At 70.8% G+C, this 21,926-nt stretch carries 22 protein-coding genes and 3 pseudogenes; 10 read left to right on the top strand and 15 right to left on the bottom strand.

Annotated elements, in window-relative coordinates; genetic code table 11:
• The first annotated feature begins 89 nt into the window (after positions 1 to 89).
• Positions 90 to 995: a LysR family transcriptional regulator gene (locus ACFV18_RS23935; protein ID WP_380486387.1), complete on the top strand. Its 906-nt coding sequence runs from the start codon at positions 90 to 92 to the stop codon at positions 993 to 995.
• A 7-nt stretch (positions 996 to 1,002) separates the two neighbouring features.
• On the opposite strand, the gene ACFV18_RS23940 is transcribed toward ACFV18_RS23935, so the two are convergent.
• Both ACFV18_RS23940 and ACFV18_RS23945 read right to left on the bottom strand, forming a co-directional pair.
• Positions 1,003 to 1,557, bottom strand: a complete 555-nt coding sequence (locus tag ACFV18_RS23940) for a cysteine hydrolase family protein (RefSeq protein WP_380486389.1) — start codon at positions 1,555 to 1,557, stop codon at positions 1,003 to 1,005.
• Between the two features lie 98 nt (positions 1,558 to 1,655).
• Positions 1,656 to 2,891, bottom strand: coding sequence for an MFS transporter (locus tag ACFV18_RS23945; RefSeq protein ID WP_380486433.1), 1,236 nt, complete (start codon positions 2,889 to 2,891; stop codon positions 1,656 to 1,658).
• Between the two features lie 125 nt (positions 2,892 to 3,016).
• Here ACFV18_RS23945 and ACFV18_RS23950 point away from each other — a divergent pair, with 125 nt between their 5' ends.
• A complete protein-coding gene (locus ACFV18_RS23950) occupies positions 3,017 to 3,952 on the top strand; it encodes a LysR family transcriptional regulator (protein WP_380486391.1) in 936 nt (311 codons plus the stop codon).
• 7 nt (positions 3,953 to 3,959) lie between these two features.
• Here ACFV18_RS23950 and ACFV18_RS23955 read toward each other — a convergent pair whose 3' ends face one another.
• Positions 3,960 to 4,292: an alpha/beta fold hydrolase gene (locus tag ACFV18_RS23955; RefSeq protein WP_380486393.1), complete on the bottom strand. Its 333-nt coding sequence runs from the start codon at positions 4,290 to 4,292 to the stop codon at positions 3,960 to 3,962.
• Here ACFV18_RS23955 and ACFV18_RS23960 point away from each other — a divergent pair.
• Together ACFV18_RS23960 and ACFV18_RS23965 are read left to right on the top strand one after the other, a co-directional pair.
• The gene (locus ACFV18_RS23960) at positions 4,285 to 5,019 is read left to right on the top strand and encodes a hypothetical protein (protein ID WP_380486396.1); all 735 of its coding nucleotides are present in this window, start codon (positions 4,285 to 4,287) and stop codon (positions 5,017 to 5,019) included. The two genes, ACFV18_RS23955 and ACFV18_RS23960, sit on opposite strands and share 8 nt — an antisense overlap.
• Entirely contained in the window at positions 4,985 to 5,338 is a 354-nt protein-coding gene (locus tag ACFV18_RS23965; protein ID WP_380486398.1) for an ArsR/SmtB family transcription factor, read from the top strand. Before ACFV18_RS23960 ends, ACFV18_RS23965 begins: the two co-directional genes overlap by 35 nt.
• Here the strand turns inward: ACFV18_RS23965 and ACFV18_RS23970 are convergent.
• The 3 genes and pseudogenes from ACFV18_RS23970 to ACFV18_RS23980 all read right to left on the bottom strand — a co-directional run.
• Positions 5,289 to 6,770 (bottom strand): hypothetical protein, encoded by a 1,482-nt coding sequence (locus ACFV18_RS23970; RefSeq protein ID WP_380486400.1) that lies wholly within the window; start codon positions 6,768 to 6,770, stop codon positions 5,289 to 5,291. The genes ACFV18_RS23965 and ACFV18_RS23970 overlap by 50 nt on opposite strands.
• A 245-nt stretch (positions 6,771 to 7,015) precedes the next feature.
• Complete coding sequence (locus tag ACFV18_RS23975; RefSeq protein ID WP_380486402.1) at positions 7,016 to 7,222, bottom strand: hypothetical protein; 207 nt, start codon at positions 7,220 to 7,222, stop codon at positions 7,016 to 7,018.
• Positions 7,223 to 7,549: 327 nt separating this feature from the next.
• Positions 7,550 to 7,788 (bottom strand): annotated as a pseudogene (locus ACFV18_RS23980) (MBL fold metallo-hydrolase); the annotation flags it as partial.
• A 17-nt stretch (positions 7,789 to 7,805) separates the two neighbouring features.
• Between ACFV18_RS23980 and ACFV18_RS23985 the strand changes: the two are divergent.
• Positions 7,806 to 8,496: pseudogene (locus ACFV18_RS23985) on the top strand (AraC family transcriptional regulator); the annotation flags it as partial.
• Here the strand turns inward: ACFV18_RS23985 and ACFV18_RS23990 are convergent.
• The 3 genes from ACFV18_RS23990 to ACFV18_RS24000 form a co-directional block, all read right to left on the bottom strand.
• A complete protein-coding gene (locus ACFV18_RS23990) occupies positions 8,468 to 9,685 on the bottom strand; it encodes a hypothetical protein (RefSeq protein WP_380486404.1) in 1,218 nt (405 codons plus the stop codon). The pseudogene ACFV18_RS23985 and the gene ACFV18_RS23990 overlap by 29 nt on opposite strands.
• A gap of 163 nt (positions 9,686 to 9,848) precedes the next feature.
• Entirely contained in the window at positions 9,849 to 10,862 is a 1,014-nt protein-coding gene (locus ACFV18_RS23995) for a CU044_5270 family protein (RefSeq protein ID WP_380486406.1), read from the bottom strand.
• Positions 10,859 to 11,491, bottom strand: coding sequence for an RNA polymerase sigma factor (locus ACFV18_RS24000; RefSeq protein WP_380486408.1), 633 nt, complete (start codon positions 11,489 to 11,491; stop codon positions 10,859 to 10,861). Before ACFV18_RS24000 ends, ACFV18_RS23995 begins: the two co-directional genes overlap by 4 nt.
• 123 nt (positions 11,492 to 11,614) lie before the next feature.
• Between ACFV18_RS24000 and ACFV18_RS24005 the strand changes: the two genes are divergently transcribed.
• Positions 11,615 to 11,896, top strand: a complete 282-nt coding sequence (locus ACFV18_RS24005) for a type II toxin-antitoxin system Phd/YefM family antitoxin (protein ID WP_380486410.1) — start codon at positions 11,615 to 11,617, stop codon at positions 11,894 to 11,896.
• A gap of 3 nt (positions 11,897 to 11,899) precedes the next feature.
• On the top strand, positions 11,900 to 12,178 hold the full coding sequence (locus ACFV18_RS24010; protein WP_380486412.1) for a type II toxin-antitoxin system RelE/ParE family toxin: 279 nt from the start codon (positions 11,900 to 11,902) through the stop codon (positions 12,176 to 12,178).
• A 56-nt stretch (positions 12,179 to 12,234) separates the two neighbouring features.
• Here the strand turns inward: ACFV18_RS24010 and ACFV18_RS24015 are convergent, their stop codons facing one another.
• Positions 12,235 to 14,658: a helicase C-terminal domain-containing protein gene (locus ACFV18_RS24015; RefSeq protein ID WP_380486414.1), complete on the bottom strand. Its 2,424-nt coding sequence runs from the start codon at positions 14,656 to 14,658 to the stop codon at positions 12,235 to 12,237.
• Between the two features lie 363 nt (positions 14,659 to 15,021).
• Positions 15,022 to 15,444 (bottom strand): annotated as a pseudogene (locus ACFV18_RS24020) (PIN domain nuclease).
• 118 nt (positions 15,445 to 15,562) lie between these two features.
• Between ACFV18_RS24020 and ACFV18_RS24025 the strand changes: the two are divergent.
• Complete coding sequence (locus ACFV18_RS24025; RefSeq protein ID WP_380486416.1) at positions 15,563 to 16,024, top strand: SRPBCC family protein; 462 nt, start codon at positions 15,563 to 15,565, stop codon at positions 16,022 to 16,024.
• 299 nt (positions 16,025 to 16,323) lie between these two features.
• Here ACFV18_RS24025 and ACFV18_RS24030 read toward each other — a convergent pair whose 3' ends face one another.
• Entirely contained in the window at positions 16,324 to 17,469 is a 1,146-nt protein-coding gene (locus ACFV18_RS24030; protein WP_380486418.1) for an FUSC family protein, read from the bottom strand.
• A gap of 559 nt (positions 17,470 to 18,028) precedes the next feature.
• Here ACFV18_RS24030 and ACFV18_RS24035 point away from each other — a divergent pair.
• Positions 18,029 to 18,379 (top strand): potassium channel family protein, encoded by a 351-nt coding sequence (locus ACFV18_RS24035; RefSeq protein WP_380486420.1) that lies wholly within the window; start codon positions 18,029 to 18,031, stop codon positions 18,377 to 18,379.
• A gap of 254 nt (positions 18,380 to 18,633) precedes the next feature.
• On the opposite strand, the gene ACFV18_RS24040 is transcribed toward ACFV18_RS24035, so the two are convergent.
• The 3 genes from ACFV18_RS24040 to ACFV18_RS24050 all read right to left on the bottom strand — a co-directional run bounded on the left by ACFV18_RS24040 (position 18,634) and on the right by ACFV18_RS24050 (position 20,283).
• Positions 18,634 to 18,900, bottom strand: coding sequence for a Txe/YoeB family addiction module toxin (locus ACFV18_RS24040; RefSeq protein WP_380486422.1), 267 nt, complete (start codon positions 18,898 to 18,900; stop codon positions 18,634 to 18,636).
• The gene (locus ACFV18_RS24045; protein WP_380486424.1) at positions 18,897 to 19,175 is read right to left on the bottom strand and encodes a type II toxin-antitoxin system Phd/YefM family antitoxin; all 279 of its coding nucleotides are present in this window, start codon (positions 19,173 to 19,175) and stop codon (positions 18,897 to 18,899) included. The genes ACFV18_RS24040 and ACFV18_RS24045 overlap by 4 nt, the downstream gene beginning before the upstream one ends.
• Positions 19,176 to 19,791: 616 nt before the next feature.
• Positions 19,792 to 20,283 (bottom strand): prevent-host-death family protein, encoded by a 492-nt coding sequence (locus tag ACFV18_RS24050; protein WP_380486426.1) that lies wholly within the window; start codon positions 20,281 to 20,283, stop codon positions 19,792 to 19,794.
• 365 nt (positions 20,284 to 20,648) lie between these two features.
• On the opposite strand from ACFV18_RS24050, the gene ACFV18_RS24055 reads away from it, so the two are divergent.
• Complete coding sequence (locus ACFV18_RS24055; protein ID WP_380486428.1) at positions 20,649 to 21,806, top strand: phage tail sheath C-terminal domain-containing protein; 1,158 nt, start codon at positions 20,649 to 20,651, stop codon at positions 21,804 to 21,806.
• The last annotated feature ends 120 nt before the right edge of the window (positions 21,807 to 21,926 follow it).

A 21,926-nucleotide genomic window follows, 5' to 3' on the forward strand; every position in this document is an offset into this window, starting at 1 on the left:
CCGACCGAGGACGCCGGACGGCCCGCCGAGGATGCCGGGCCGCCGGCCGACGAAGCCGGACGGCCGGCCGACGACGAGGAGCGGACACCGTGGAACTGCGCCACCTTCGGACCTTCCGCACCGTCGCCCGGACGCTCAACTTCACCCGGGCAGCAGCGGAGTTGAGCTATGCCCAGTCCAGCGTCACCGAGCAGGTGCAGGCCCTGGAGGCGGAACTCGCCACGAAGCTGTTCGACCGCAGCCACCGCCGGCTGGCCCTCACCCCGGCCGGGGAGCGGCTGCTCGAGTACGCGGACCGGATGCTGCTGCTCGCCCAGCAGGCCCGCACGGCCGTCGAGGAGGAGGACCGCCGGCCGGGCGGGCGGCTGGTGATCGGCGGCCTGGAGACGCTGTGCGCCCACCGCCTGCCCGCCGTCCTCGCCCCGTACCGCCGTGAGTGCCCCCAGGTGCAGGTGGCGGTCCGCCAGGGCAACCGGGGCGAGCTGTACGACTGGGTGCGGCGCGGCGAGATCGACGTGGCGCTGACCTTCGGCCGGGCGCCACGGGACGTGCTGACGTTCAGTGAGACGCTGGCCGGTGAACGGCTGATGGCGGTCGTCCCCGTGGGCCACCGGCTGGCCCAGTACCCGCAGCTCGGCGGGCCGGAACTGCGCGGCGAACCCTTCCTGGCCACCCCGCCCGGCTGCGGCTTCCGGGAGATGCTGGACGGCCTGATCGGGAGCCTCGGCCCGGACGCCCCCGTGATCGACACCGAGCTGGCCGGCATCGCGGCCCTGCGCGAGTGCGCCGCCGCCGGGCTGGGCTGCGCCCTGCTACCCGAGCTCGCGGTGGCCGACGCGGCGGCCCGCGGCGAACTCGCGGCCGTTCCGGTGATCGGCGACGCCGCCCGGACCACGATCACCATGACCTGGCTGCGCAGCGCCGAACTCCGGCCCGCCGTCACGGCGTTCCTGGCCACCGCGCGGGCCGCGTTCGCCCGGCTGGCCGCGGCCTGAGGCCCCATCAGGGCGTGAACAGCCCGGCGCAGGTGACCAGTTGCGCGCGGGACGGCAGCAGCCGGTGCAGGACGAAGGCGTGCACCTCCGGGTCCGGGTCCGCGATGCCGTCGGACAGCACCCGGAGGCGGTAGTCGCGGTCGGCCGCGTGCAGGACGGTGGACAGCACCGCGCCGCCGGTGCTGAGCCCGCCGACGATCAGGGTGTCGATGCCACGGCCGCGCAGCCGCCGGTCGAGGTCGGTGGTGGACAACGCGCCGAGGCGGGTCTTGCGGGCCACCAAGTCGCCTTCCTGCGGGGCGAGTCGAGGATGAAAGTCGGCGGCCGGGTCCTGGTGGTGCAGGGCGCGGTGCCGGGCCACGGCGGCGAACGTGGCGTTGGCGGCAGGGACGGCCGCCCAGTCGTCCTCGGTGAACGCGACCCGCACATGGGCCACCGCACCGCCCCTCGCGCGGACTTCGGCGGCGGCCCGCTCCAGCCGGTCGAGCAGCGGCCCGGCCTCCGGCAGTGCGGACAGGACGGCCGACTGACAGTCCAGCAGGAGCAGGGCGGTGTTCTTCACGGGGTGTCCTCGCTCTCGGTCTCGGTGAGGTTTTCGGTGAGGTTTTCGGTGAAGCCGGCGGTGGTTTCGCGGTGGAGTTCTCGGTGGAGCTGGGCCGGTCAGGCGCGGCTGTCGAGCAGCGCGGGCTCGTGCGGCGCCGCCGGCCCGCGGCGGGGGAGCAGTAGCGGGGTGCCCAGGGCGAGCAGGCCCGTGACGGCCAGCGTGGTGCGCGGGCCGGTCAGGTCGGCGAGCAGTCCGCCGAGCGCGGTGAGTGCGGCGATGGCGGCCTGCTGGCCGATCGACCAGGCCGACAGGGTGCGGGCGACCAGGTGTTGTGGGGTGCGTTCGAGCCGGTAGGTGGCGAGCACCGGCGTGAACAGGCTCATGTTGACGATGATCGCCAGTTCGACGGCCATCACCGTGACCAGGCCGATCACGCCGGGCCGGACGAAGGCCAGCCCGATCAGCCAGACGGCGCGCAGCGTGCCGACCGTCCGGAACACCCACGCCCGGCCGTACCGCGCCACCACCCGTGGGGCCAGCCGGGAGCCGACCAGCCCGCCGAGGCAGGGGGCGGCGAAGGCCAGGCCGTACTGCCAGGCGGGGAAGTGGAGTTGGCGCAGCAGCAGGACGGCGAGGACCGGTTCGGCGGCCATGATCAGGCCGGACACCAGCAGGTTGTTGAGGTACAGCGCGCGCAGCCCGGGGTCGCCCAGCAGGTGCCGCCAACCGTCCAGCATTGAACCGGAGTTGGTGGCGCTCCGGGGCCCCGGGGCTTCCTCCCGGTCGCGGATCGCCGCCAGGCCCAGCGCCGAGAGCAGGTAGCTGCACGCGTCCGCCAGTACGGTGGTGACGGGCCCGAACGCGCCGATCGCCGCCCCGCCGAGCGGCGGCCCGATCGCGATCGAGCTCCAATTCGTCGACTCGAAGCGGGAGTTGGCTACCAGTAGGTGCTCCGGCCGGACCAGCGCCTTCAGGTAGGCGCCACTGGCCGCGCCGAACGCGATCTTCGCCGCGGCGACCACCGCCGACACCGCGAACAGCTGCCCGATGCCGAGCACCCCGCAGGCGTACCCGAGCGGGATCGACGCCATCGCGCCGAACCGGACCAGATCGGCCGCGATCATCACCGGCCGCTTGCGCCGGAACTCCACCCACGGCGCGAGTGGCACCGCCAGCAGCGCCCCCACCGCCGGGCCCACGGCCGACAGCGCCGACACCTCGGCCGGGCCGGCATGCAGCACCAGCACCGCGATCAGCGGCAACGCCCCGAACCCCAGCCCCGACCCGTACGCGCTCACCGCGTACGCCGCCCACAGCCACCCGAACCGCCGCCCCAAGGACCGCCTGCCCACCGTCACCCCCGCCGACCGTACAAACCTGCGTTGACCGGGGAGAGCCAACCGGGCCGCACAACCGCAGGTCAAACAACCAGGAAGGTTCCACCGCACAACCACTGGTTGTTCACTAAGGTGGCGGCGTGGACCTCGAAGCCGTACGCACCTACCTCGCCGTCGCCGAGGCGGGCCAGTTCCAGAAGGCCGCCGCCGACCTGGCGATCACCCAGCAGGCCGTCTCCAAGCGCATCGCCGCCCTCGAACGCGAGCTCGGGGTGCGGCTGTTCACCCGCACCCCGCGCGGCGCCGAGACCACCATCGACGGCCAGGCATTCCTGCCGCACGCCCGCGAACTGCTCCGGGTCGCCGAACGCGCCGTCGCCTCGGTGAACACCGCCCGCCGCCCGCTGCGGGTGGACGTGATCAACCTGCGCGGCGCGGCATCCGGCCTGCTGCGCGACTTCCACCGCGCCCACCCCGGGATCGAACTCGACGTGGTGAAGCTGCTCGACATCGACGAGGCCGTCCGCGCCGTCCGCTCCGGCACCATCGACGCCACCTTCCGCGCCGTCGCCGCCCCAGGCCGGCCGCTGCCCGACGACCTCGCCGCCGCCCGGGTGATCGACGAACAGCTCCACCTGCTCACGGGCCCCGGCCACGCCCTGGCGGGGGCCCGCTCGGTGACGCCGCGCCAGCTGGCCGGGCACCGGATCTGGATGCCCGGCATCCTCCCCGGCTCCGAGTGGGCGGCCTACTACGACGACCTGGTCGCCGAGTTCGGCCTCACCATCGAGGCCACCGGCCCCAACTTCGGCTCCGACGCCCTCCTCGACACCATCGCCGACACCCCGGCGCTGGCCACCTTCCTCAGCGACGGCACCCGACTGGTCTGGCCGGCCGGCCACGGCCTGCGCCGGATCCCGCTCACCGACCCGACGCCCGTCTACCCGCACTCGCTGCTGTGGCACCGCGACAACCCGCACCCGGCGCTGGCCGCCCTGCGCACCCACCTGGCCGCCACCAAGGCCGCCCACGACGGCCCCGGCACCTGGGTGCCCCCGTGGGTGCAGCGCGACTGACGGCGGCTCAGAGCAGTGCGCGCAGGAAACGCTCGAACTCGTCCGGCACCGACAGCATCGGGAAATGGTCCGCCTCCGGGAACTCCGTCAGCTCCGCATCCGGCGCCTGCGCGGCCAGCCGCCGGGCCCACAGCCGCGTCGCCTCCAGGTCGTGGCCACCGACCAGGACGCTGACCGGGACGGTGAGTTCGGCGAACCGGGCCTTGACGGGCGGGTCGAGTTCACGGCCGAGATACTCCTCGTCGGGCAGCGTCATCAGGTGGGAGTTCGCCACCTCCAGCCCGATCACCAGCCGCCGCTGGTCCGGCCCGAGCGCCGGACCCCACGCATCGATGTCCACCGCCGCCGAGGCGCGCATCCCCTCGGCCGACCTGGCCCGGACCAGCTTCAGCATCTCGCCACTGGAACAACTCCTCACCGGCTCGCTCGCCGTCGACAGCCGCCGCCGCACCGGCCCGAAAGGCCGCTGGTGGCGCGGCATCCGCTCGCGCATCCCGCGACGGGCCGCACCCCTCCTCGACCTGCTCGCCGCCAGCCCCCGCGGCATCCCCGACTTCCTGCTCGCCGACAGCACCGCCTACCTGCGCACCTCCGCCGACGAACTCGACAGCGTGCTCACCGCCGACGACGAACACATCCGCACCGAACTCGACCACTGCTACGACCACTGCGCACCACCCGTCGTCCAACGCCCGCGCGACGAAGGCGCCCGCGCGCTGCGTCCCGTGGTGAACGCCGCCGCCGCCCTCCACCGCGAATGCCTGGCCCCCGACTGGCGGGACCTGCACCGCACCCTCGACGCCGAAGTCCGGCGCCACGCACAGACGGTGGTGACGGACGGCCCTGCCGCGATGCTCGACCGCCTGCACCCCCGCCTCGGCTGGCGCGACACCGGCACCCTCACCGTCGAACGCCCCAGCCCGCCCCTCCGGCACCGACTCGCCGGCCGGGGGCTGCGCTCCACCGAACCTGTTCCTCGACAAGTGCGCCGTCCTGCACCCGCCCAACCGTCCCACTGCGCTCCTGCACCCAGTGACGCCCGCCACGCGCCCTGCCTCCACCGCTGACGGCCTGCACACACTGCTCGGCCCCGCCCGCGCCCGGGCGCTACGAGCGATCGCCCAAGGCCCTTCCCGCACCGGCGAGTTGGCAGTCACCCTCGGAATCGCCCCGCCATCGGTCTCCCCGCACACCGACGCGCTACGGGCCGCAGGACTGATCACCACCACCCGCCAGGGCCGCCACGTCCAGCATGCCCCCACGCCGTTCGGCCGCGCCCTGGTCACCGTGCGGCCGGAGCGCGAGGACGCCCGGCCGATCCGTCGAGCGGCCACGATCAGCCCGCCGGGACGGGGTTGCCGAGAGCCGACTTGCCCGGTCGGGTGACCCACTGCATCGCCTCCCGGACCCGGGCCGCACCGGCCCGGGCGAACGCTGCGCCGCCACCGACGGCGGGCACGCGGCGGGCACCCAGGCCGGCGCACGGGCCGCAGATACCGGGCTGCGGGATCGGGTCGCAGCACTTGGCGCACTCCGGGCGGGGACCCGGTGCCGGGGGTGCGGGTGCCGGGACGGGAGGCAGCTTGTTCACCAGCCGGTAGCGGATCAGACCGGCCGGCGACGTGAGATTGGCGGGCATATCGCTCGTCACGGCCCGAACGAGATCGGCCTCCGGCAGGCCGCGCTCCAACCACGGCATGACCAGCGGCGCGAGCCTCCGCGCCTCGGCCTCACCGAGGCGCAGGCGCGGCTCGTTGCGAATCGCCCGGAACAGCGCGGCGACCGCCTCGCGGGTCTTCTCGTCCATGGCCGCCCGGGCTGCGCCCCGCGCGGCTCGTGGGCCTCGCTGTGTCCGCACAGCCCGTTCGGCGCGCTGCGGTGACTTGGCGGGCGTGCCAGGTTCGTCCGGCTCGGCGCGCCCAACCCGCTCGCCGGGCACGTCCGGCCCGCAGGGCTCACCGGGCGCTTGCCGCCGGCCCAGTCCCTCGAGCCAGCCTAACCCGCCCAACTCGCAGAGCTGGCCCAGCGTTTCGAGCCCGCTCGGCTCGCGGGGTTCACCGGGCTGCTCGGGTTCGTCGGGCACGCCCGGGAGGTCCGGCGCCACGGGCTCACCAGGTTCGTCCGGCAGGCCCGGCAGGCCCGGTCGGCCCGGACCGTCCGGCAGGTTCGGTTCATCGGGCTGGCTCGGTTCGCCCGGCTGGTCCGCTTCGTCCGGCTGGTTCGGTTCGGTCGGCAGACCTGGCCCATCGGGCAGGTCCGGCTCGCCCAGCAGGTCCGGTCCGCCGGGCAGGTCCGGCGCGCCCAGCTCGCCCAACTCGTCGGGCTGGCCCGGCTCGTCGAGCCCGCTCGCTCCGCTCGGCGTGAGCCGGCCACTCGCCGCGTCCGGCGCGAGCCGGCCGCTCGGCGCTGGGGGCGGTAGGGGGGTAGTTTCTTTTACCTGCTTTACCAGGGAACCGCCCGGCGCACCGACGCTCGCTGCACCGGCGCCCGGCTTCTCGGTCCCCGGTGCGTCGGTGTCTGACGGGAGTTGGGGGGTGTCATGGACGTGGATCTCGCTGACGATCCGGCCCGCCGGGAGGCGCCTCTTCACCAGCCGGTAGTACCCGGCGGCCTTCAGCTCGTCCGTGGCCCTCTTGATGGTGGCGCGTCCCTCGATGCCGGTGTCGGCCAGGTTCTTGGCGCTCTCCCACGAGTCGTCCGGCAGTGAGAGGAGGTACGCGAGCACTCCTCGGGCGACGAACGAAAGGTCACAGTTCTGCAGAATGTCGTTGGCGATAGCCGTGGATTCGCTGCTCTGGGCGCTACGATGAATACGCATTGGGAAGTGATGTTCCTGGTGCCATGCCCCGGGACGTTGGCGCGTCGCCGGGGCGAACTTTGCTGTCAGGCACGGAACTTAGCACCCGAACCGATCGGAGATCGGCGCAAGTGCCGGGCGACCGAAATATCGCTACATGGGCGCGAGTTCTGACCATCTCAGATCGCAAACGGTCAAAATCTGTCACACACCCGACCGCTTTTGTCCGTTTGCCTGAAGCGCGCCCTCTCGCCACCCGCCCACACCTACGCGTTGAGGTGCGCGGGCACGGCCAGCACGCGACGGTTGCTGTCGCTGTCCGGCGGCAGCCGGAGCTTCGCGAAGATGTCCGAGATGTGCTTCGCCACCGTGCCGTCAGTGCCGAACAGCCGTTGCGTGATCGCGGTGTTGGAGCAACCCTCGGCCAGCTCCAGTACCTCGCGCAGGTGACTGATCGTCAGCTGTGCGCCCACGGCCGGGCCCATCGCGGTGTGCCGGCAGCGACCCGCCGGATCGCGCCGATGAACTGCTCGTTGTCGAAGGCACGTCGTGCCGAGCGACGACCACGACGCGCCTGGCGCCGGAGTACTTGAGCACCTGCCCCTGCCCCTGCACCGCAACCCCCCACCCTCTCGGCCACGCACCTCGCGCGCATACGTGACCAAGGCCGGGAACGGCGGCGCCCGCCCGCCACACTGGCATCCCCTGGCGCCCGCGAAGGAGAACTTCCGCCACCCGCCCCTTCGTTCAGGCGAAGGTGGCCGCCCACCGCTCGATCCCGAACCCGCCGTCCGTCGCCCGCCGCCCGCCGCCCGCCGCACCTCCAGTGCACCGGCCCCGCGAAGTGCGCCGGCACCACCAACTCCCGACGAGCCGAGGCCCGTTCGAGGATTCTCCGCCGACTCGCCGCCGCCTGTTCCGGGTCCACACAGAAGCAGCTGCTGCACGACGGGGTGAGGATCTGCACCGGGCTGTGCACCAGGTCGCCGACGAAGACAGCCCGATCGCCCCCGGACGCCAGCCGCAGCACCGCGGAGCCTTCTCGAACGGCGCCTGCCGGGCCCTGGCGAGGTGGAGCTGCGGTGCGGCAAGTACCGGCTCGACCACAGCCGCGCGCACCCGCTGCTGGCCGAGCTGGCAGAACTGGTGCACCTCCCGAACCGGGTCGGCCATCACCCCGAACTGCGCGCCACCATCGACCTGTTGGGCCGAGAGGCGAGCGGCCGCCGCCCCGGCTCCGGCGTCGCTGTCCCCAGCCTGCTCGATCTGCTTCTGGTCTGTCTGATCCGTGCCTGGCTCGCCGAGGGCTCGCCGAGGGCTCGACGGGCGCCTGGCCGGGCGTCCAGGAGGACGAGGTGGCGGCGGCGGCCGCGCTCCGCGCCCTGCACCCGGTCCGCGCCCTGCAGGCGGACCCGGCTGCCCGCTGGACCAACGACCGCCTGGCGGCGGAGGCGGCGGTGTCCTGCGCCACCCTGGCGCGCCGGTTCACCACGCTGGTCGGCCGGCCCCCGATTGCGTACCTGACCTGGTGGCGGCCCCAGCCCTGGCCGCCGCGAGACCCCGGGACACCCCCGGCCCCCTGGCCGCGATCGCCCGCCGGGTCGGCTACGGCACGCCGTACGCCCTCTCCCACGCGTTCCGGCGGGAGTTCGACCACCACACCGGGACCACACCTGGACCACACCGGGCCGCCACCGCCAGCAGGCGCCCGCCCCTGCTCAGCCGCCGCCGTAGGTGGCCTGGGTGACGGCGAAGACGTTGCGTCCGCCCGTGGTCTCCTGCAGCGACCACAGCAGGTCGGGGTTGGTGGCGTCCTCCCAGTAGGAGAGGCTCTCGCCGCCGCTCACCCAGGCGAAGGTGGACGGTCCGGCAGTCGGCGTCCAGTAGTAAAGCTGCGGTTCCCTCGAGGAGTTGAACCACCACCGGCCGTTGTGGGACGCCACGCCGTTCAGGTGGTACCAGGGCAGCATGAGTGCCTGATTGGCGGTCGTCGTCGCGGCGAACGTCGTCGCCCCCGGCGCGAACGGGAAACGCACGGCCCGCGGCGCCCGCTTGGGGTAGTTGGGGCAGTTCGTGGCGCCCGCCGGGCAGGTGTACTCCGTCATCACGATCGACTGGCTGACCCGGTCCAGCGAGATCGTCGACCACACCAGGCCGTCGACACCGGTGGCCGTCCGCGAGGTGATCGTGCCGACCTGGGGCAGCACGTAGGCGTAATTGTGGGCGTAGTAGGCCCCGTTGGGCTGGCGGCCGATCTGATCGGCGGTGCCCCCGGTGTCGGTGTTGAGGATCTTGCGCATGTCGAAGACCCGCATGCCGTTCGCAGTGTCGGCGACATAGAGGTAGTCCCCGTACCAGGAGACGCCGCCGGCATGGATCGGGATGTCCTTGAAGTCCGGCGCCGCCGCCGTCCCGGTCGGCTCCACCAGCAGGATCTTGCGGTACGTGTTGGGGTAGGTCGCGTCCCAGTCCACCAGCGTGATCCGACTGCGCTGGTGATCCCCCTTGCAGGCGTCGGCGGTGTACCAGCTCACCAGCACCAGCTGATGCCCGTCGTAATTCCCGCTGTTCGCCGTCCCCACGGCATCCCGACTCGTCGTGATCCCCTGCGGCACATTCGGACAGTCCGCGTTGTCACCGTCGTCGAACCGGAACCCCGTGGACAGCCCCGCCACCGAGAACGACGTGGGCAGCGCCTGCCGGGTGTGGTTCGCGTTCTCCATCACCGTGTGCACGGCGGACGTCCCCAACGCGTTCACCAGCGCCGAGTCGAGCGCGTCGTACTTGTGATAGTCCGCGCTCAACGTGTAGTCGGACGCGGTCAGATCCACCGGTGCCACCACCGCCGCGGCCGGCCCCGCACCGACAAACCCTCCGGCGACCACCAGACTCGCCGCGATCACCGCCTGTGCCACAGCCCTGACGTGACGGAGCATCAAGGAAGCCTCTCCATGCGAACGGACCAGTGTCCGGCCACGCTAGGCTCGCACTGAGCATGTACGCAACACCCTCAAGTGGCCTCGTCACGAACGCTCCGGCGGCACGGCGGCATGGCGGTACGGTTCTGATGCAGAGCGGCCAACCATCGGACAATTTCGATCAGATGCTTGATTCTGTGCGGGCTGCCTGCCCGGGAGCGTCCACCACATCGCGCGCGAGGATCGCCACCGAGGCCACCTCGTCACCCGCCCTGCCCCAAGGGCCGTCCTTCAGCAGGACGGTGCGCTCGCCGAGCAGGCGCAGGCTCTGCTTGTCGAAAATCCACTCATTGCGCTCGCCGCCATGGACCCGGGCGACAGCGACACCGTGACGTCCGGCCGCATCGACCGCGTCGTCGATGGTCACCACCCCGGGGATGTGCTCCACGGCCCGGTACAGAGCGGCGCTGACCTGCGGAGGCGCGACCGAGGAACGCAGCAGGTCGCCGATGGTCACGAACGCCTCCTGGTCGGGGCCGGTCGTGGAACCGCTGCCGGCGCCGTGGTTCAGCCCGGCATCGGCGTAGATGCGCTTCAGCAGCGCCTCGGGGTCGGTCGGCAGCCCGGCCAGGAGCTTGTAGGTGGGGGAGTTGAGCGCACCGCCGCCCGGGGCCGGGATCTCCCTGTCACCCCCGGTCCCGCGCTGGAGGCCGGGCCGCAGGCCGTCCACCGCGATCCACTGCTCCCTGTTCTCGGTGATGACGTCGCGCTGCATCGTCCCGCCGCTGCCCTCACTGAGCGAAACGCTGTGTCCGACCGTCCTGACGTAGCTGTACTGGTCGTCCCGGACCTGCGGCTGAGGCTCGCTGTAGGCAGCCTGCGCCACCCGGTCCAGGAGTTCGACCGAGGCCGCAGTGGCCGGCGGAGCCTTCTCCGCGGGCGCGTTGCCGCCCTGCGCGGCGAGCATCACGGCGACGGCGGCCACCGAGGTCGCCAGGGCGAGCCAACCCCAGCGCCGAGGTGCGGCGGTGGACGGACGGCGGTCCCGATCGATCTCGTTCAACAGGAACTCCTTGTTCGCGCGGTGGCGGGCGGGTCCCATGTCCGGGTGGGACGGGGGCGGCAGCAGGCGCGCGAGTTCGCTGCGCGCACTGTGCTCGTCCGGCGCATGACGGTCCCCGGATCCGGTGATCACGGCTGCTGCCTCCCTTGGCGACTTCCCACGGAGAGATGGCTGTCATGGAGGTGGTGTCCGCGAGCGGGCCGGGGTTCCAACTTTCTTCGGGCCGACGGCTGCTCCGCAGAAACGATCTTGTGGAGTCTGTCCCGAGCGCGCGAGAGTCGGGAGCGTACGGTGCCAACCGGAATGCCGAGCGCCTGGGCCGCTTCCGCATACCCGAGGCCCGACCACACCACGAGCATGAACACCTCGCGCTCGCCCCGCCGCAGCCGACCCAGCGCCCGCACCGCCGCCGCAGCCGTCTCGGCATCGACGATCCGCCCCACCACCTCGTCGGCGAAGTCCGGCAACGGTTCCCGCGGCGGCACCCGAGCCATGGCCACCCGATGCCGCCGCGCCGCCCGTGCCGTATTGCGCAGCACATTGGTCGCAATCCCCAACAACCACGCTCGCGGGTTGACCACCTCACCCCGCAGCTTCTCGCGCAGCCGCCACGCCTCGAGGAACGTCAGCGAGACCACATCGTCGGCCAGGTCCCGGTCCCCGGTCGCTCTGACCGCATGCAGATACACAGCCCTGGCGTGCTCGTCGAAGAGCAGGGCGAAGGTACGCCGGTCACCGGCCGAGCTCTGCTCATGGGGCAAGAAGGACTCCACACACTTGCCGTGTCCGCAGCAGCGCAGCGGTTCCCAGAAATTTTCGCTGGAGGTGGGAGGGCCGGCGCTGCACTCAAAGAAGGCTGGATGTACATCTGCTACATTCGTTGCATGAGTGAGCCGGTGATCGAATCCATGGCCGAGGTCCGCAGCCACCTGGCGGACGTCCTCGATCGCGCGCGCAGGGACGAAACTCCGACGATCATCACGCGGCGCGGCAAGCAGGAAGCCGTAGTGATCGACATCCGCGAGTACCAGCGCCTGCGCGGACTCGCGGAGCAGGCTGAAGACGCATGGCTCAACCGGCTGGCCGACGAGGCGGAGACGGAAGGGCTCGACGGATCCGTGTCGCTGGAGGAGATGGCCGCCATGCTCCGCGACCACCACGCCTGAGCCATGGGCTACGTCACGCGGTTCCCACCGCACGCCCAGCGGGACATGCTCAAGATTCCCCGGTCCGACGCGGTGCGTGTCCTGCATCGCCTCAGTGGTCTTCAGAAGGCGCTGGACGACGGGGACACTGGGGCCTTCGATGTCAAAGCCCTTCAGGGGCACAGTGCACGCTGGCGACTGCGGGTCGGGGACTGTCGCGTCGTGTACACGGTTGAAGACAGCCAACTGGTCGTGTGGGTCCTGACCGTTGGCAACCGCCTCGACGTTTACCGCAGCCTGTAGGCGAGCTCGGCCGCCCAGCCGGAGGTCCCATGACAGGAGGCCGACGGCGGCGTTGGCTACCCGGGCATCACCCCGTGGATGCGCGAGATGGTGAACACGCGTTCGTCGTTTCGCAGATGGCACCAGGCCTGAAGGTAGGGCGCGTCGAGATCCAGACGGCTGAGGGTGCGGACGGTCTCGTTGCCGGAGGTGGCGAGGTACTCGATGGTGACCGCCAGGCCTTCGTTGACCGCGTGGGCCAGCTGGCGGACGTCGGTGAAGGACAGGTTGCGCGCGTGCCCGGCGATGATCTCCTCGGTGTCACTGCTGTAGGGGCGGCCGTCCCACGGGTCGGGCTCCGGGATGTCCTGCGGGCCGGCCAGCAGCCGGGCGGCGAGGGCGCTCAACTCGACGGTACGGTTCTCCGGTTGCTGCGGCCGGTGCCTGCCGCCGGGCGGGCGCGGGGACGGGACCGGGGCCGCCGCACGGGGGCGCTCGGCTCGCTCGACGCGGACGGTGCCGTCGGGCTTCTCGGCGACGGGGGCATAGCCCGCGGATCGCAGTGCCGCGAGAGTCTTGTCCGGCGGGGTCCGGCTGATCAGGACGGTCGGTGCCAATTGCCGTAGACCGAGCTCGGCGAGCTGGCGGTGGGCAGCGAGTTCGGCCAGGAGGGCCGGCTCCTCGCCGTGGATCACACTGGCCGCGGAGACGACACGGACCCGGCCGTGGCTGCGCGCGGTGTCGTGGATCAGGTACGAGAGCGGCTGGGGAAGCGGTTCGACGGCGACGGTGGCCAGGTCGGCCGTGATCGCGTCGGGGGTCAGGCCCGCGTCGAGGGCGCGGCGGACGCTTCCCGGGCTGAACCGCCACACGGACGCCGTCCCGACTGTCTCCCGGTCTGCGGCGGAGTCCAGCAACGTGACGATGGCTGCCGACGGCGTACCGGCAACCATGGCCGTGAGATCGCTGCCGAAGCGGGCGGTCCCGCTGGCGGCGGGCAGTAGCTGCCGGCAGGCGTCCGCCAGCGCGGCGGTGTCACCGGCGAGCAGCGCCGTCCCGATGGGGGACAGCGCCCCGAGGGCGAGTGCGCCGAGCAGTTCCGCTTCACGGATCAGGGTGGCGAACGGCGTGGCGTCCTGGGGGAGTTCGTTGGCGAGCGGCCGGTGCCACACGATCAGCGCCCCCAACTCCGCTGGGTTCGCCGCGCCTTCGCCGACCGGGAGCTGTGACGCGGCCGAGAACAGTCCGTGCCGACCCTGTACGCAGCCCTCGCAGGCCGGTGGGCCGGCGAGGGCAGGCAGAGCCTTCCCGTCCTCGTCGCGGCTGCCGCCGGGGGACAGCGGGAGTGTCCACCACGCCTGGAGAAGTACGGCGAGTTGCTCGGCCGGCTCCTTTTCGGCCCAGACGTCGTAGCCGGCGGTCGCCGCGACCCGGTCGCCGTCCCGGGCGAGCAGCCCAGCCCCGTTCGCCGCCTCCAGCGCGATGCGGACCACGATCTCGTCGCACTGCGCCGCCTTGCCGATCCGGGACAACTCGCGTGCGCCGATCCCACCAGCCTTGAGCCGAGTCGGGGGAGTGGCGGCGCACACCCTGAGAACCGACGCGGCATGGGCGGCGAACGCCATCGAGGCGGCTGCGGCCTCCCGTTCGATCTGCGAAGCAGCGATGGACACCGATCGCACGACCGGGGGGACGGGCGTGAACGGAGCGAGCCAGTCGGGCCCGCGCACCGCGAGTGCCACCTCGGCCGGCATCCGGGCCGACCCGTACCGATGGCGGTCCTGGATCAGCAACCCCCGCTCCAGCGCCCACTGTTCGCCTGGCTCGGAGCCGGACTGCGAGCCGGTGAACATGATGACCGCCGGTTGCTTCGGAGGCCGGCTCGCACGCTGCTCAAGGAGCTTCCTCGTTGCTCCCGGAGCCTTGGCCACCAGCGCGGCGACCCTTTCCGGATCGCTGTGATGGTCGATCAGCGCCGCCAACCGCCGTGACTTGTTGTTGCCGGCCGGCTTGACGCCCAGCTTCGCCAGTACGCGGCCCAGTTCGTCGGAGCTCACGCCTGCGAGCAGATGCGCCAGCGGTGCGTCGAGCCCGAGGGGTGAGTCCCATGCGTGCCACAGCGGTGCTGCCATGTGCAGCACCCCGTCGTGGCCCGGCCACACCAGAGCGTGATCGGCCAGTGCCTCCAGGGCCACGTCCAACCCGCGGGTGCGCTCCCCGTCCGCCGCGTCCAGGAAGGCGGCCAGATCGTCCCGGGACACGGACCCCAGCGCGGCGATGGCCTCCGCCACTTGCAGGCACGGCAGGGCGAGCCGGGGCAGGGCCAGTGCCACTGACGCCGGGCGCTGAAGACGGTCTGCCAGTTCACCGACCGACTGCGGCTCCGGTGCCGACACCACATCCGGGCGCGCCGCCAGGACCCGTTCCAACTCGGCTGCGTCGAGTCCGTGCAGCCACGCCGCCAGGGCCGAACCGTTCGTCTTGTTGCTTATGGGGAACACCTCGCCACGCAGGAGTACCGCCGTTCCGTCGCGGGACGGGCCGGGGCTCAAGGATGGCGCACGAAAAGGGTCGCGCGTCACACGAACGACTGGATGACGCCGGTGGGATACGAGATTCGAACTCATGAGTGGTTGCCCAACCACGCTTTCCAAATGTTCGTCCGACTGTCCGGGGACGGTCGCTGGGGTCCTGGCCTGCGGTGGAGTGGCCGGGCCGCCGGCTGCTGGACGGACGCCGCACGTGCATGAACGCAACCAGAACTGCAACCGCGACGCAGCGTGTTCCGCTGGGTCATGGGCGTGTGGTCGCAGGATCCAGGGCTCCGTATCCTTCTCCCGGTCGTGGCGCGGATCCATCGGCGTTCACTTGTCAGCCGCTGGCCCGTGCCACTGGAGGGCCTGTCCGGTGACGTTCGCGACGCACTCGAAGTCGCGGTCCCGGTGCAGGAGGGTCAGGCCCTGTAGCTCGGCTGTGGCGGCGACGACGAGGTCGACGGCTCCGGCGCTGCGATGCTGACCTCGTCTGGTCAGCAAGTCCTGGACCTGCCAGGCTCGGTCGTAGGCGCGATCACCGACCGGTACCCAGCTGAACAGCAATCGCATGTCCTCGATCCCCCGAGCACGGTCGGCGGACGTTCATGCGCGGTAGAAGAGCTCGAGTTCGGTGATGGGGCAGGTTGCGATCAAGCCGGCCGCCGCAGCCTGGTCCCAGCCGTACTGCTCGGCGTCTGTGCGCATGAAACGCGCGAGCGCGCTGGTGTCGATCAGGAATTGCGCCGCGTTCACCGACGGTAGTTCCTCTTTCCGCGTGGCCTTGGCCGAGCCGGTGGGATGGTGCGATCATCCACCGATCGTTCCCGGTCCACGACGACGTCTGGACCCGGGCCGGACAGGGGAGTTGGACGTGCCGAGCACCGAACTGAGCCACAGCTACGACATCGCGGCGACGCCCGCCGCCGTCCTTGCCCATCTGGCGGACCCCGAGAACTACATCGGGCTCTCTCCGCTCCTCGTGGACGTCCGGGACGTGCGGCGCGAGGGCGGGGTCACTCATTACGTGGCCGTCGAGCGCTTCCGGTTCCTCGGACTGGTCCGGCACGACAACGCCATCCGGGTCAGCCTGCGCACCGAGGACGCCCGGCTGCCGGACGAGGCGACGATCAGCGGCGAGGTGGTCAGCCCTGGCGGCGTGCGGATGGACTACCGCTTCGCCGTCACCGCCCGAGGCGACGGCGGCTCCCTGGTGGTCGATCTACTGAGGCTCCACACGCCGGTCGGCCTGCTCCACTATGCGGCTGGCAAGGCCGCAGCAGTGCAGGCCGAGCGCGCCCGAGTACTGGCCCGGCGGCTGGGCCGCGGCAACTGAGGCGGGCCCTTGGAGACTGCGGTTGAGACTACGAACCCGAAGTCCCCAACGGGAAACCCGGTCAGGCCCTTCAACTGCCTTGCTGGGCAGAGGCAGAGGACACGAGATTCGAACCAACGGCCGTTCCGCTCGCCAACGACTCGCCGACCTGCTCCGGGGACGCCCCGGCGACGCTTCGGGGAAACCGGACGAGGACGCTGCCTGAGCGCTCCCGCCTGAGGCCAGAACGCGGCTTGCCCCCGCTGTGATTGCAGCCGGGGCAAGCGCCCTCGGTGATCGCCCGGGATCAGTCCGCCGCGTCATGCCGGTCGTGAATCCGGTGGCGGCGGTGCTTTGGCAGCGTGCTTGGCAAGCAGGCCGGCGAGCAGCATGAGGAGCAGAGCGATACCCGCGCCGCACGCGGTCCACAGCACCCGGTAGCCCTCGGCGGCGTAGTTGGACGGTTGAGGGAGGTCCACCAGGATGAGCACTCCTGCCGCGATGGCCGCGCAGTAGAGCGCGTAGCTGTAGAAGCGAATCGACACCGCGTGCATGAGCAGTACGAGCGCGACCACCTCGAGTCCGCGCGTGACCGCGAACAGCCTGAGCCCGTGTTCACTAGCGGGAATCAGCAGCAGTAGCGCAGCCGCGACGGCGCCGATCACCGCACCGGAAAGGCGCTGCACGGCCACGAGCGTCGTCTGTTCCAGGCTCGGCTTCATCGCGACCACGGCCGCGATCGGCATCCAGTAGCCGTGCGACAGGTTCAGCCCGAACGCGAGCGCGACGGCGCCCGCCACGGCCACAGCACGGAGCACCGCGAACACGACCACCGGAGGGGTCAGCTTCTTCCGGGAGGTGTCGCCGGGGAGTTCCGCGATGGGCTGGGACCGGTCGCGTCGCCCGCGGATCAGCCAGCCGATGAATGCGCCGACGGCCCACAGCGCCGCCCCTCCTGTCCAGGCGAGTGTCTGGGCCCAGGTGTAGCTGGTGATACGGGCGGCGTGATGGAAGCTGGAGGCGAGCCCGAGGGTGACGACGAACCAGATGTTGAGAAGCATGGCGCTGACGAACCTGCGTACCCCGAACGTGACCGCCAGGCCGGCCGCCAGCGTGACCGCGAAGGCCGCAAGCGTGAGCCAACCCCAGGAGTCCGCTCCGATGCCGAACCCCAGGGCGGTCAGCCCTGCGCCGAACAGCGCGAAGACGGCGACGCGCGATACACGGTGCACGTAGCTGCCTCCCGGGTCGTCGAGCCATGCGAACAGCAGGCCGAACAGCGCGCTCAGGAGGTACTGCTGGTGCCCGATGGCCCAGAAGACGACCAACGGCACCAGTGCGATGTCCAGGAAGGTCACCGCTCGCGGCAAGTTGAGCCCCGCAGGGTTGAGCTCGAACACCTTCGACAGCCCATTCACGGCCCTTCTCGCGTGAATGGGCTGTCCTTCTCCGCTCGTGCTGGCCATGGCCGCTCCCATCCCCCGACTCGGTCGACAGGTATGCCGCTTGTGCCGCTCATTATTCGATTCCACCGTGATCGCTGCGAAGCGACCCGCAGGGCACGGTCACGGTCACCGGTCATACGGTGGAGCGAGTCACGACACCGAGCCGATGGTGCGGGCGCCTTGCGGGCGCCTCGCGAGCAAGGACGACACGGGGGACGATGAATACGGTCGTGGCCCCGCCCGGCAGCATGATCGCCGGGCGCCGCGTCGCTGATCCAGCCGCTCGAGCAGGTCTCCGATCTCCAGGCGAACAACGCCGGAGGGAGGAAGCATGAAAGCGCCCAAGGCCTTCGAGGTGCCGGCCCCATGAACGGCAGCACCAGGTCGGAGTACGGCCTCCGGCCCAGGAACCGGGTCCCGCCCGGCGTGGTCACCCGGATCGTGCTGCGAGTGCTCGGGTCGGTCGCCGCGCTGGCGGCCCTGTACTACGTGCTGCCGCTGGACCGCTCCTCCACGGCGATCACCGTCATGATGCTGGTCGCGGGGCTCGCGGGGGTTCGTCGTCCTGGTTGTCTTTCAGGTGCGCCAGATCGTCCGGTCGCCGTTACCGATCGTGCGCGCGGTCGAGGCACTGGCCGTCAGCATTCCGTTCTTCCTGCTGCTGTTCGCCAGTACCTACGTGGCCCCGGCCGGCCTGTCCTCCGGCAACTTCGGCGGGCACCTGTCGCACACCGACGGCCTGTACTTCAGCGTCACCGTGTTCTCCACTGTCGGCTTCGGCGACATCACCGCGAAGTCCCAGACGGCACGGCTGGTGGTCACCGCCCAGATGATTACCGACCTCGTCATCCTCGGCCTCGCGATCAGGATCGTCGTGAGTGCCGTCCGACGTGGCCGGCAGCGCAAGGCACCGCACCAGCGCCAGGAGTGACGATGAGCCGAGCCCGACCAGACGGCCGGAGCCGCACCGGACGACCCCGGTGACGTTCCTCGACCACGTGGGCCCGAAGGGGGTGGTCGAGATCCCAACTGAGACCGCGGAACGACGAGGGCCCCGACCGCTCAGCGGTCGGGGCCCTCGTTTTGCCCTGGCGGGCAGAGGCGGAGGATACGAGATTCGAACTCGTGAGGGGTTACCCCCAACACGCTTTCCAATTCTCCGTGTCTTTCGGCCAGTCTCGGGTCCTAATTGCCGTAGTGGTAGCGGCACGCGACGATGCACAAGGCATCGGCCTGTTCGTTCAGCACATAGACCAGGCGGTGTTCTTGGTCGATTCGGCGGGACCAGGCCCCAGCGAGCTCGTGCCGCAGGGGTTCGGGTTTACCGATGCCCTCGTTGCCGTTTCGGCGGATGTCGTCGATCAGCAGGTTGATGCGTTTGAGGAGTCGGCGGTCGTCGGCCTGCCATGAAAGGTAGTCGGCCCAGCCGCGTTCGGTGAACTCGATCTTCATGCGCTCTGCTCGGCGAGGTCCCCGGGGTCGATCAGTTCGCGGGTCGTCGTACGGCCTTCCCGGTACTCCTGCAAGGACCGGCGAAGGTGGTCGGCATTGGCCGGAGAGCGCAGCAGGTAGTCGGTCTCGCGGAGCGAGGCGTACTCGGCCAGCGAGACGACGACCAGCGGCTCGTGGCCGGCGCGTGTGATGACGAGCTCTTCGGCGTCACTTTCGACGGCGTCCAGCGCGGCGGCGAGGTTGCCGCGGAGCTCGGTGGCACTCATCGTCTTCATGGCGTACAGAATAACGTACATCTATCGGGCCGACCAGGGGTGCGGCGAGAGCCCGAGGCGCTTTCGCATCATCCAGGCTCAGGGATGCGCCAGATGATTCGAACCTGCTCATCGAGGGGGAGCGATGGGCCGCCGATGTAGATCCGACGGGTCAGGTAGAGCACCGCCAGCTGGAACGCTTCCGCCCGAGGTCTTCCGTGGTCGAGCGGCTCAGCTTCATCACCTGATGAGGTCTTCGTCGTAAGCGTTGACGAAGTGCAGGACGTGGTCCGCCGGATCGAACTCGAGGCTGAGGATCCTGCGCTGGAGCGCATCGTCGGGCGGTGACCGAACCCGGCCGGACGGCGATGAATGAGACCAGAACTGAGACCACGCCGTTGGATGCCTACGGCTGGATCGCCAGTCTCGTCCTGGTCAGCTGTCCGTGTCTTTGGGATGCCGGGGCGAGGCGTAGACGAGATGGACGGTCCGTCCTGACTCGTCGACGAGGTAGCGCACGCGCCCGCTGGCGGTCACCCTTACTCCCACTGCGGCAGCTCGTTCCCTCCGTGCCTCCGTGCAGAGGTCGCCCCAGCCTTTGGCGGCTTCGTTGGTGGCGAATCGCAGCCGCCACTCGTCACCGATCGGTGGCGGCGGGACGTCGTCTCCGCGCTTGGGGCTCATCGCCGTGGTCCTCGCCGGAGAGCGGTTCGGTGAGCTGCGCGCTCAGTTCGGGGTCCGCCAGGATCCTGGCTGTGGCACGCCATTCGACGATCACGCGGTGCAGGTTGGCGTGGACATCCAACTCCACCACGTCGCGGGTGGCGTTCACGAGGTCGACGACGAACTCCCGTACTTCCTCGGCCGAGAGGTGTCGGGTCCAGGGGAAGACCTGAGGGAGGGCGAGGAGGACCGCGCGCGCACCGTCGTCGCTGGTGATCAGGGCTGCGAACAGGCGCGCGGTGACATCAGCAGTCTCCTCACGCTGACGGTCGTGGCGCTCGGTGGTCAAGTACAGGTCCTCGCCGTCGCGGCGGGTGACGTGGACGCGCTGGGCCTGCTCGACAGTGTCCGCGACGCGCTTCGAGTTCTTCGACAGGTCGGAGAACGACACGGTGAGAGTGGACATGCAGTCACGCTACTTCGGAATACGTTCCGAAGTCAACGGCGGCGTGCCTGATTCGGGGACAGGCCTTCGCGCCGTGAGCCGGACACGAGGGTTGGAGCGTCCTGGGGCCTGGAGTGTGGACGGTTCTTTCGGAGTGCGTCGGACTCCCGACCCGGCCAGTCCGGGGGCAGTCAGGTCAAGCTGGGCCGTCCGACTCTTGACGCGCCCCTACGTCGGTTTCTGGGTGGATGTGCCGAAATGCCGATTTTGATCTCGCTGGGCGCCGAGGACGCTACGCTCCGGTAGGGCTGTGCACGCACTGACACGTTCTGTGACGATCGGGCGGGCCTGTCCGTGTCCTGTGGCGGAGTGGATGGAGCGTTTCGATGGCGGATTCGGTGCAGAAAACCGGCGTGTCCTACCCCGTTGTGCACATCGAGGAGGACACCTCGACGAGTCTGGCGCTGGTGCCCGGTGCGACTGCCGTGCCGGTGTTCATCGGAGAATTCGGTGCGGCCTTCGATGGGGTGGTGGCGCGGGTCGACGGCTGGCCGGACCTTTCCGAGGCCGCGGAAGAGGGCACTATCCCCTGGGCGGTTGGTGAGATGCTGCGCGGGTACTTCGAGAACGGCGGCGGCTACTGCTACCTGGCCGACAATGCCGGCAAGACCCCGCAGGACGCGTTGGCCTCCGTCGCGGCCTTCGACGATGTGACGATCCTGGTGCCGCTCGGCTTGTGGCACCAGGGCGTCGACGCGGCCGGGGAGACGGCGCGGGCCGTTACGGCCTACGCGGCCAACCATCGGGCAATGGCGATCCTGCACGCCAACTGGGACCATGATGCCCGGCAGGCCCGCGACGCTGCGACGGCGTTCAACCTGGATGCCGACCAGCGTGCACACGCCGCCCTTTACCACCCGTGGGTAACCCCGCCGAGGCGCCAGGTCGAGCCGGTGCCGCCCGCCGAGCCGCTGCCGCCCGTCGAGCCGGTGCCGCCGGTCGGCGTGGTCGCGGAGGTGTGGTGTCGGACCGATGCTGAGCGTGGGGTGTGGAAGGCTGCGGCCAACGTCGCCGTCAATGGCGTCGAGCATCCGGCCCGGGAGGTGGCCGATCAGGAGCAGCACGAAGCGCAGCCGGTCAACTTCCTGCGCGAGGCCCCTGGCAGGGGCACAGCGATCCTGGGTGCCCTGACCCTCGATGACACCGATGGCCCCTGGAGGTACATCCAGACGCGGCGCCTTGCCGACGCGGTGGAGCGCGACCTGCGCAAGGCTCTCCGCACCGCGAGCTCCGAGCCGAACGGCCAGTCGACGTGGGAGGCGCTGCGGTCTGCGGCGGAGACCTACCTGTACGGCATCTGGAAGAGGGGCGGCCTGATGGGGGCACTGGAGAGGGAGGCGTACTTCGTTCAGATCGGCCCAGGCATCACCATGACCGACGAGGACGTCACCGCCGGCAGGATCATCCTGAAGGTTGGCCTCGCCGCCGTCCGCCCGGCCGAGTTCATCGTCCTGACCTTGAACAGTGAGGCCACTTCGGCCTGATGAGCCAGGTTGTCTGTCGGTGGCGCGAGGGGGGCGCCCCGCCCCCCCCCGCCCCCCCAAACGCCACCCCCCCGCAAACACGCGGTGTGGAGCAGGCCCCCCGCCAGCCCCCGCGCGGCC

It is taken from the genome of Kitasatospora sp. NPDC059673 (assembly GCF_042734215.1).
Classification (GTDB): Bacteria; Actinomycetota; Actinomycetes; order Streptomycetales; family Streptomycetaceae; genus Kitasatospora.

Coding starts and splice junctions, on each gene's coding strand:
- ACFV18_RS23960 (WP_380486396.1), top strand. CDS start 4,285: ATGTCCACCGCCGCCGAGGCGCGCATCCCCTCGGCCGACCTGGCCCGG.
- ACFV18_RS23970 (WP_380486400.1), bottom strand. CDS start 6,770: ATGCGTATTCATCGTAGCGCCCAGAGCAGCGAATCCACGGCTATCGCC.
- ACFV18_RS23990 (WP_380486404.1), bottom strand. CDS start 9,685: ATGCTCCGTCACGTCAGGGCTGTGGCACAGGCGGTGATCGCGGCGAGT.
- ACFV18_RS24005 (WP_380486410.1), top strand. CDS start 11,615: ATGAGTGAGCCGGTGATCGAATCCATGGCCGAGGTCCGCAGCCACCTG.
- ACFV18_RS24010 (WP_380486412.1), top strand. CDS start 11,900: ATGGGCTACGTCACGCGGTTCCCACCGCACGCCCAGCGGGACATGCTC.
- ACFV18_RS24030 (WP_380486418.1), bottom strand. CDS start 17,469: ATGGCCAGCACGAGCGGAGAAGGACAGCCCATTCACGCGAGAAGGGCC.
- ACFV18_RS24040 (WP_380486422.1), bottom strand. CDS start 18,900: ATGAAGATCGAGTTCACCGAACGCGGCTGGGCCGACTACCTTTCATGG.
- ACFV18_RS24045 (WP_380486424.1), bottom strand. CDS start 19,175: ATGAAGACGATGAGTGCCACCGAGCTCCGCGGCAACCTCGCCGCCGCG.
- ACFV18_RS24050 (WP_380486426.1), bottom strand. CDS start 20,283: ATGTCCACTCTCACCGTGTCGTTCTCCGACCTGTCGAAGAACTCGAAG.
- ACFV18_RS24055 (WP_380486428.1), top strand. CDS start 20,649: ATGGCGGATTCGGTGCAGAAAACCGGCGTGTCCTACCCCGTTGTGCAC.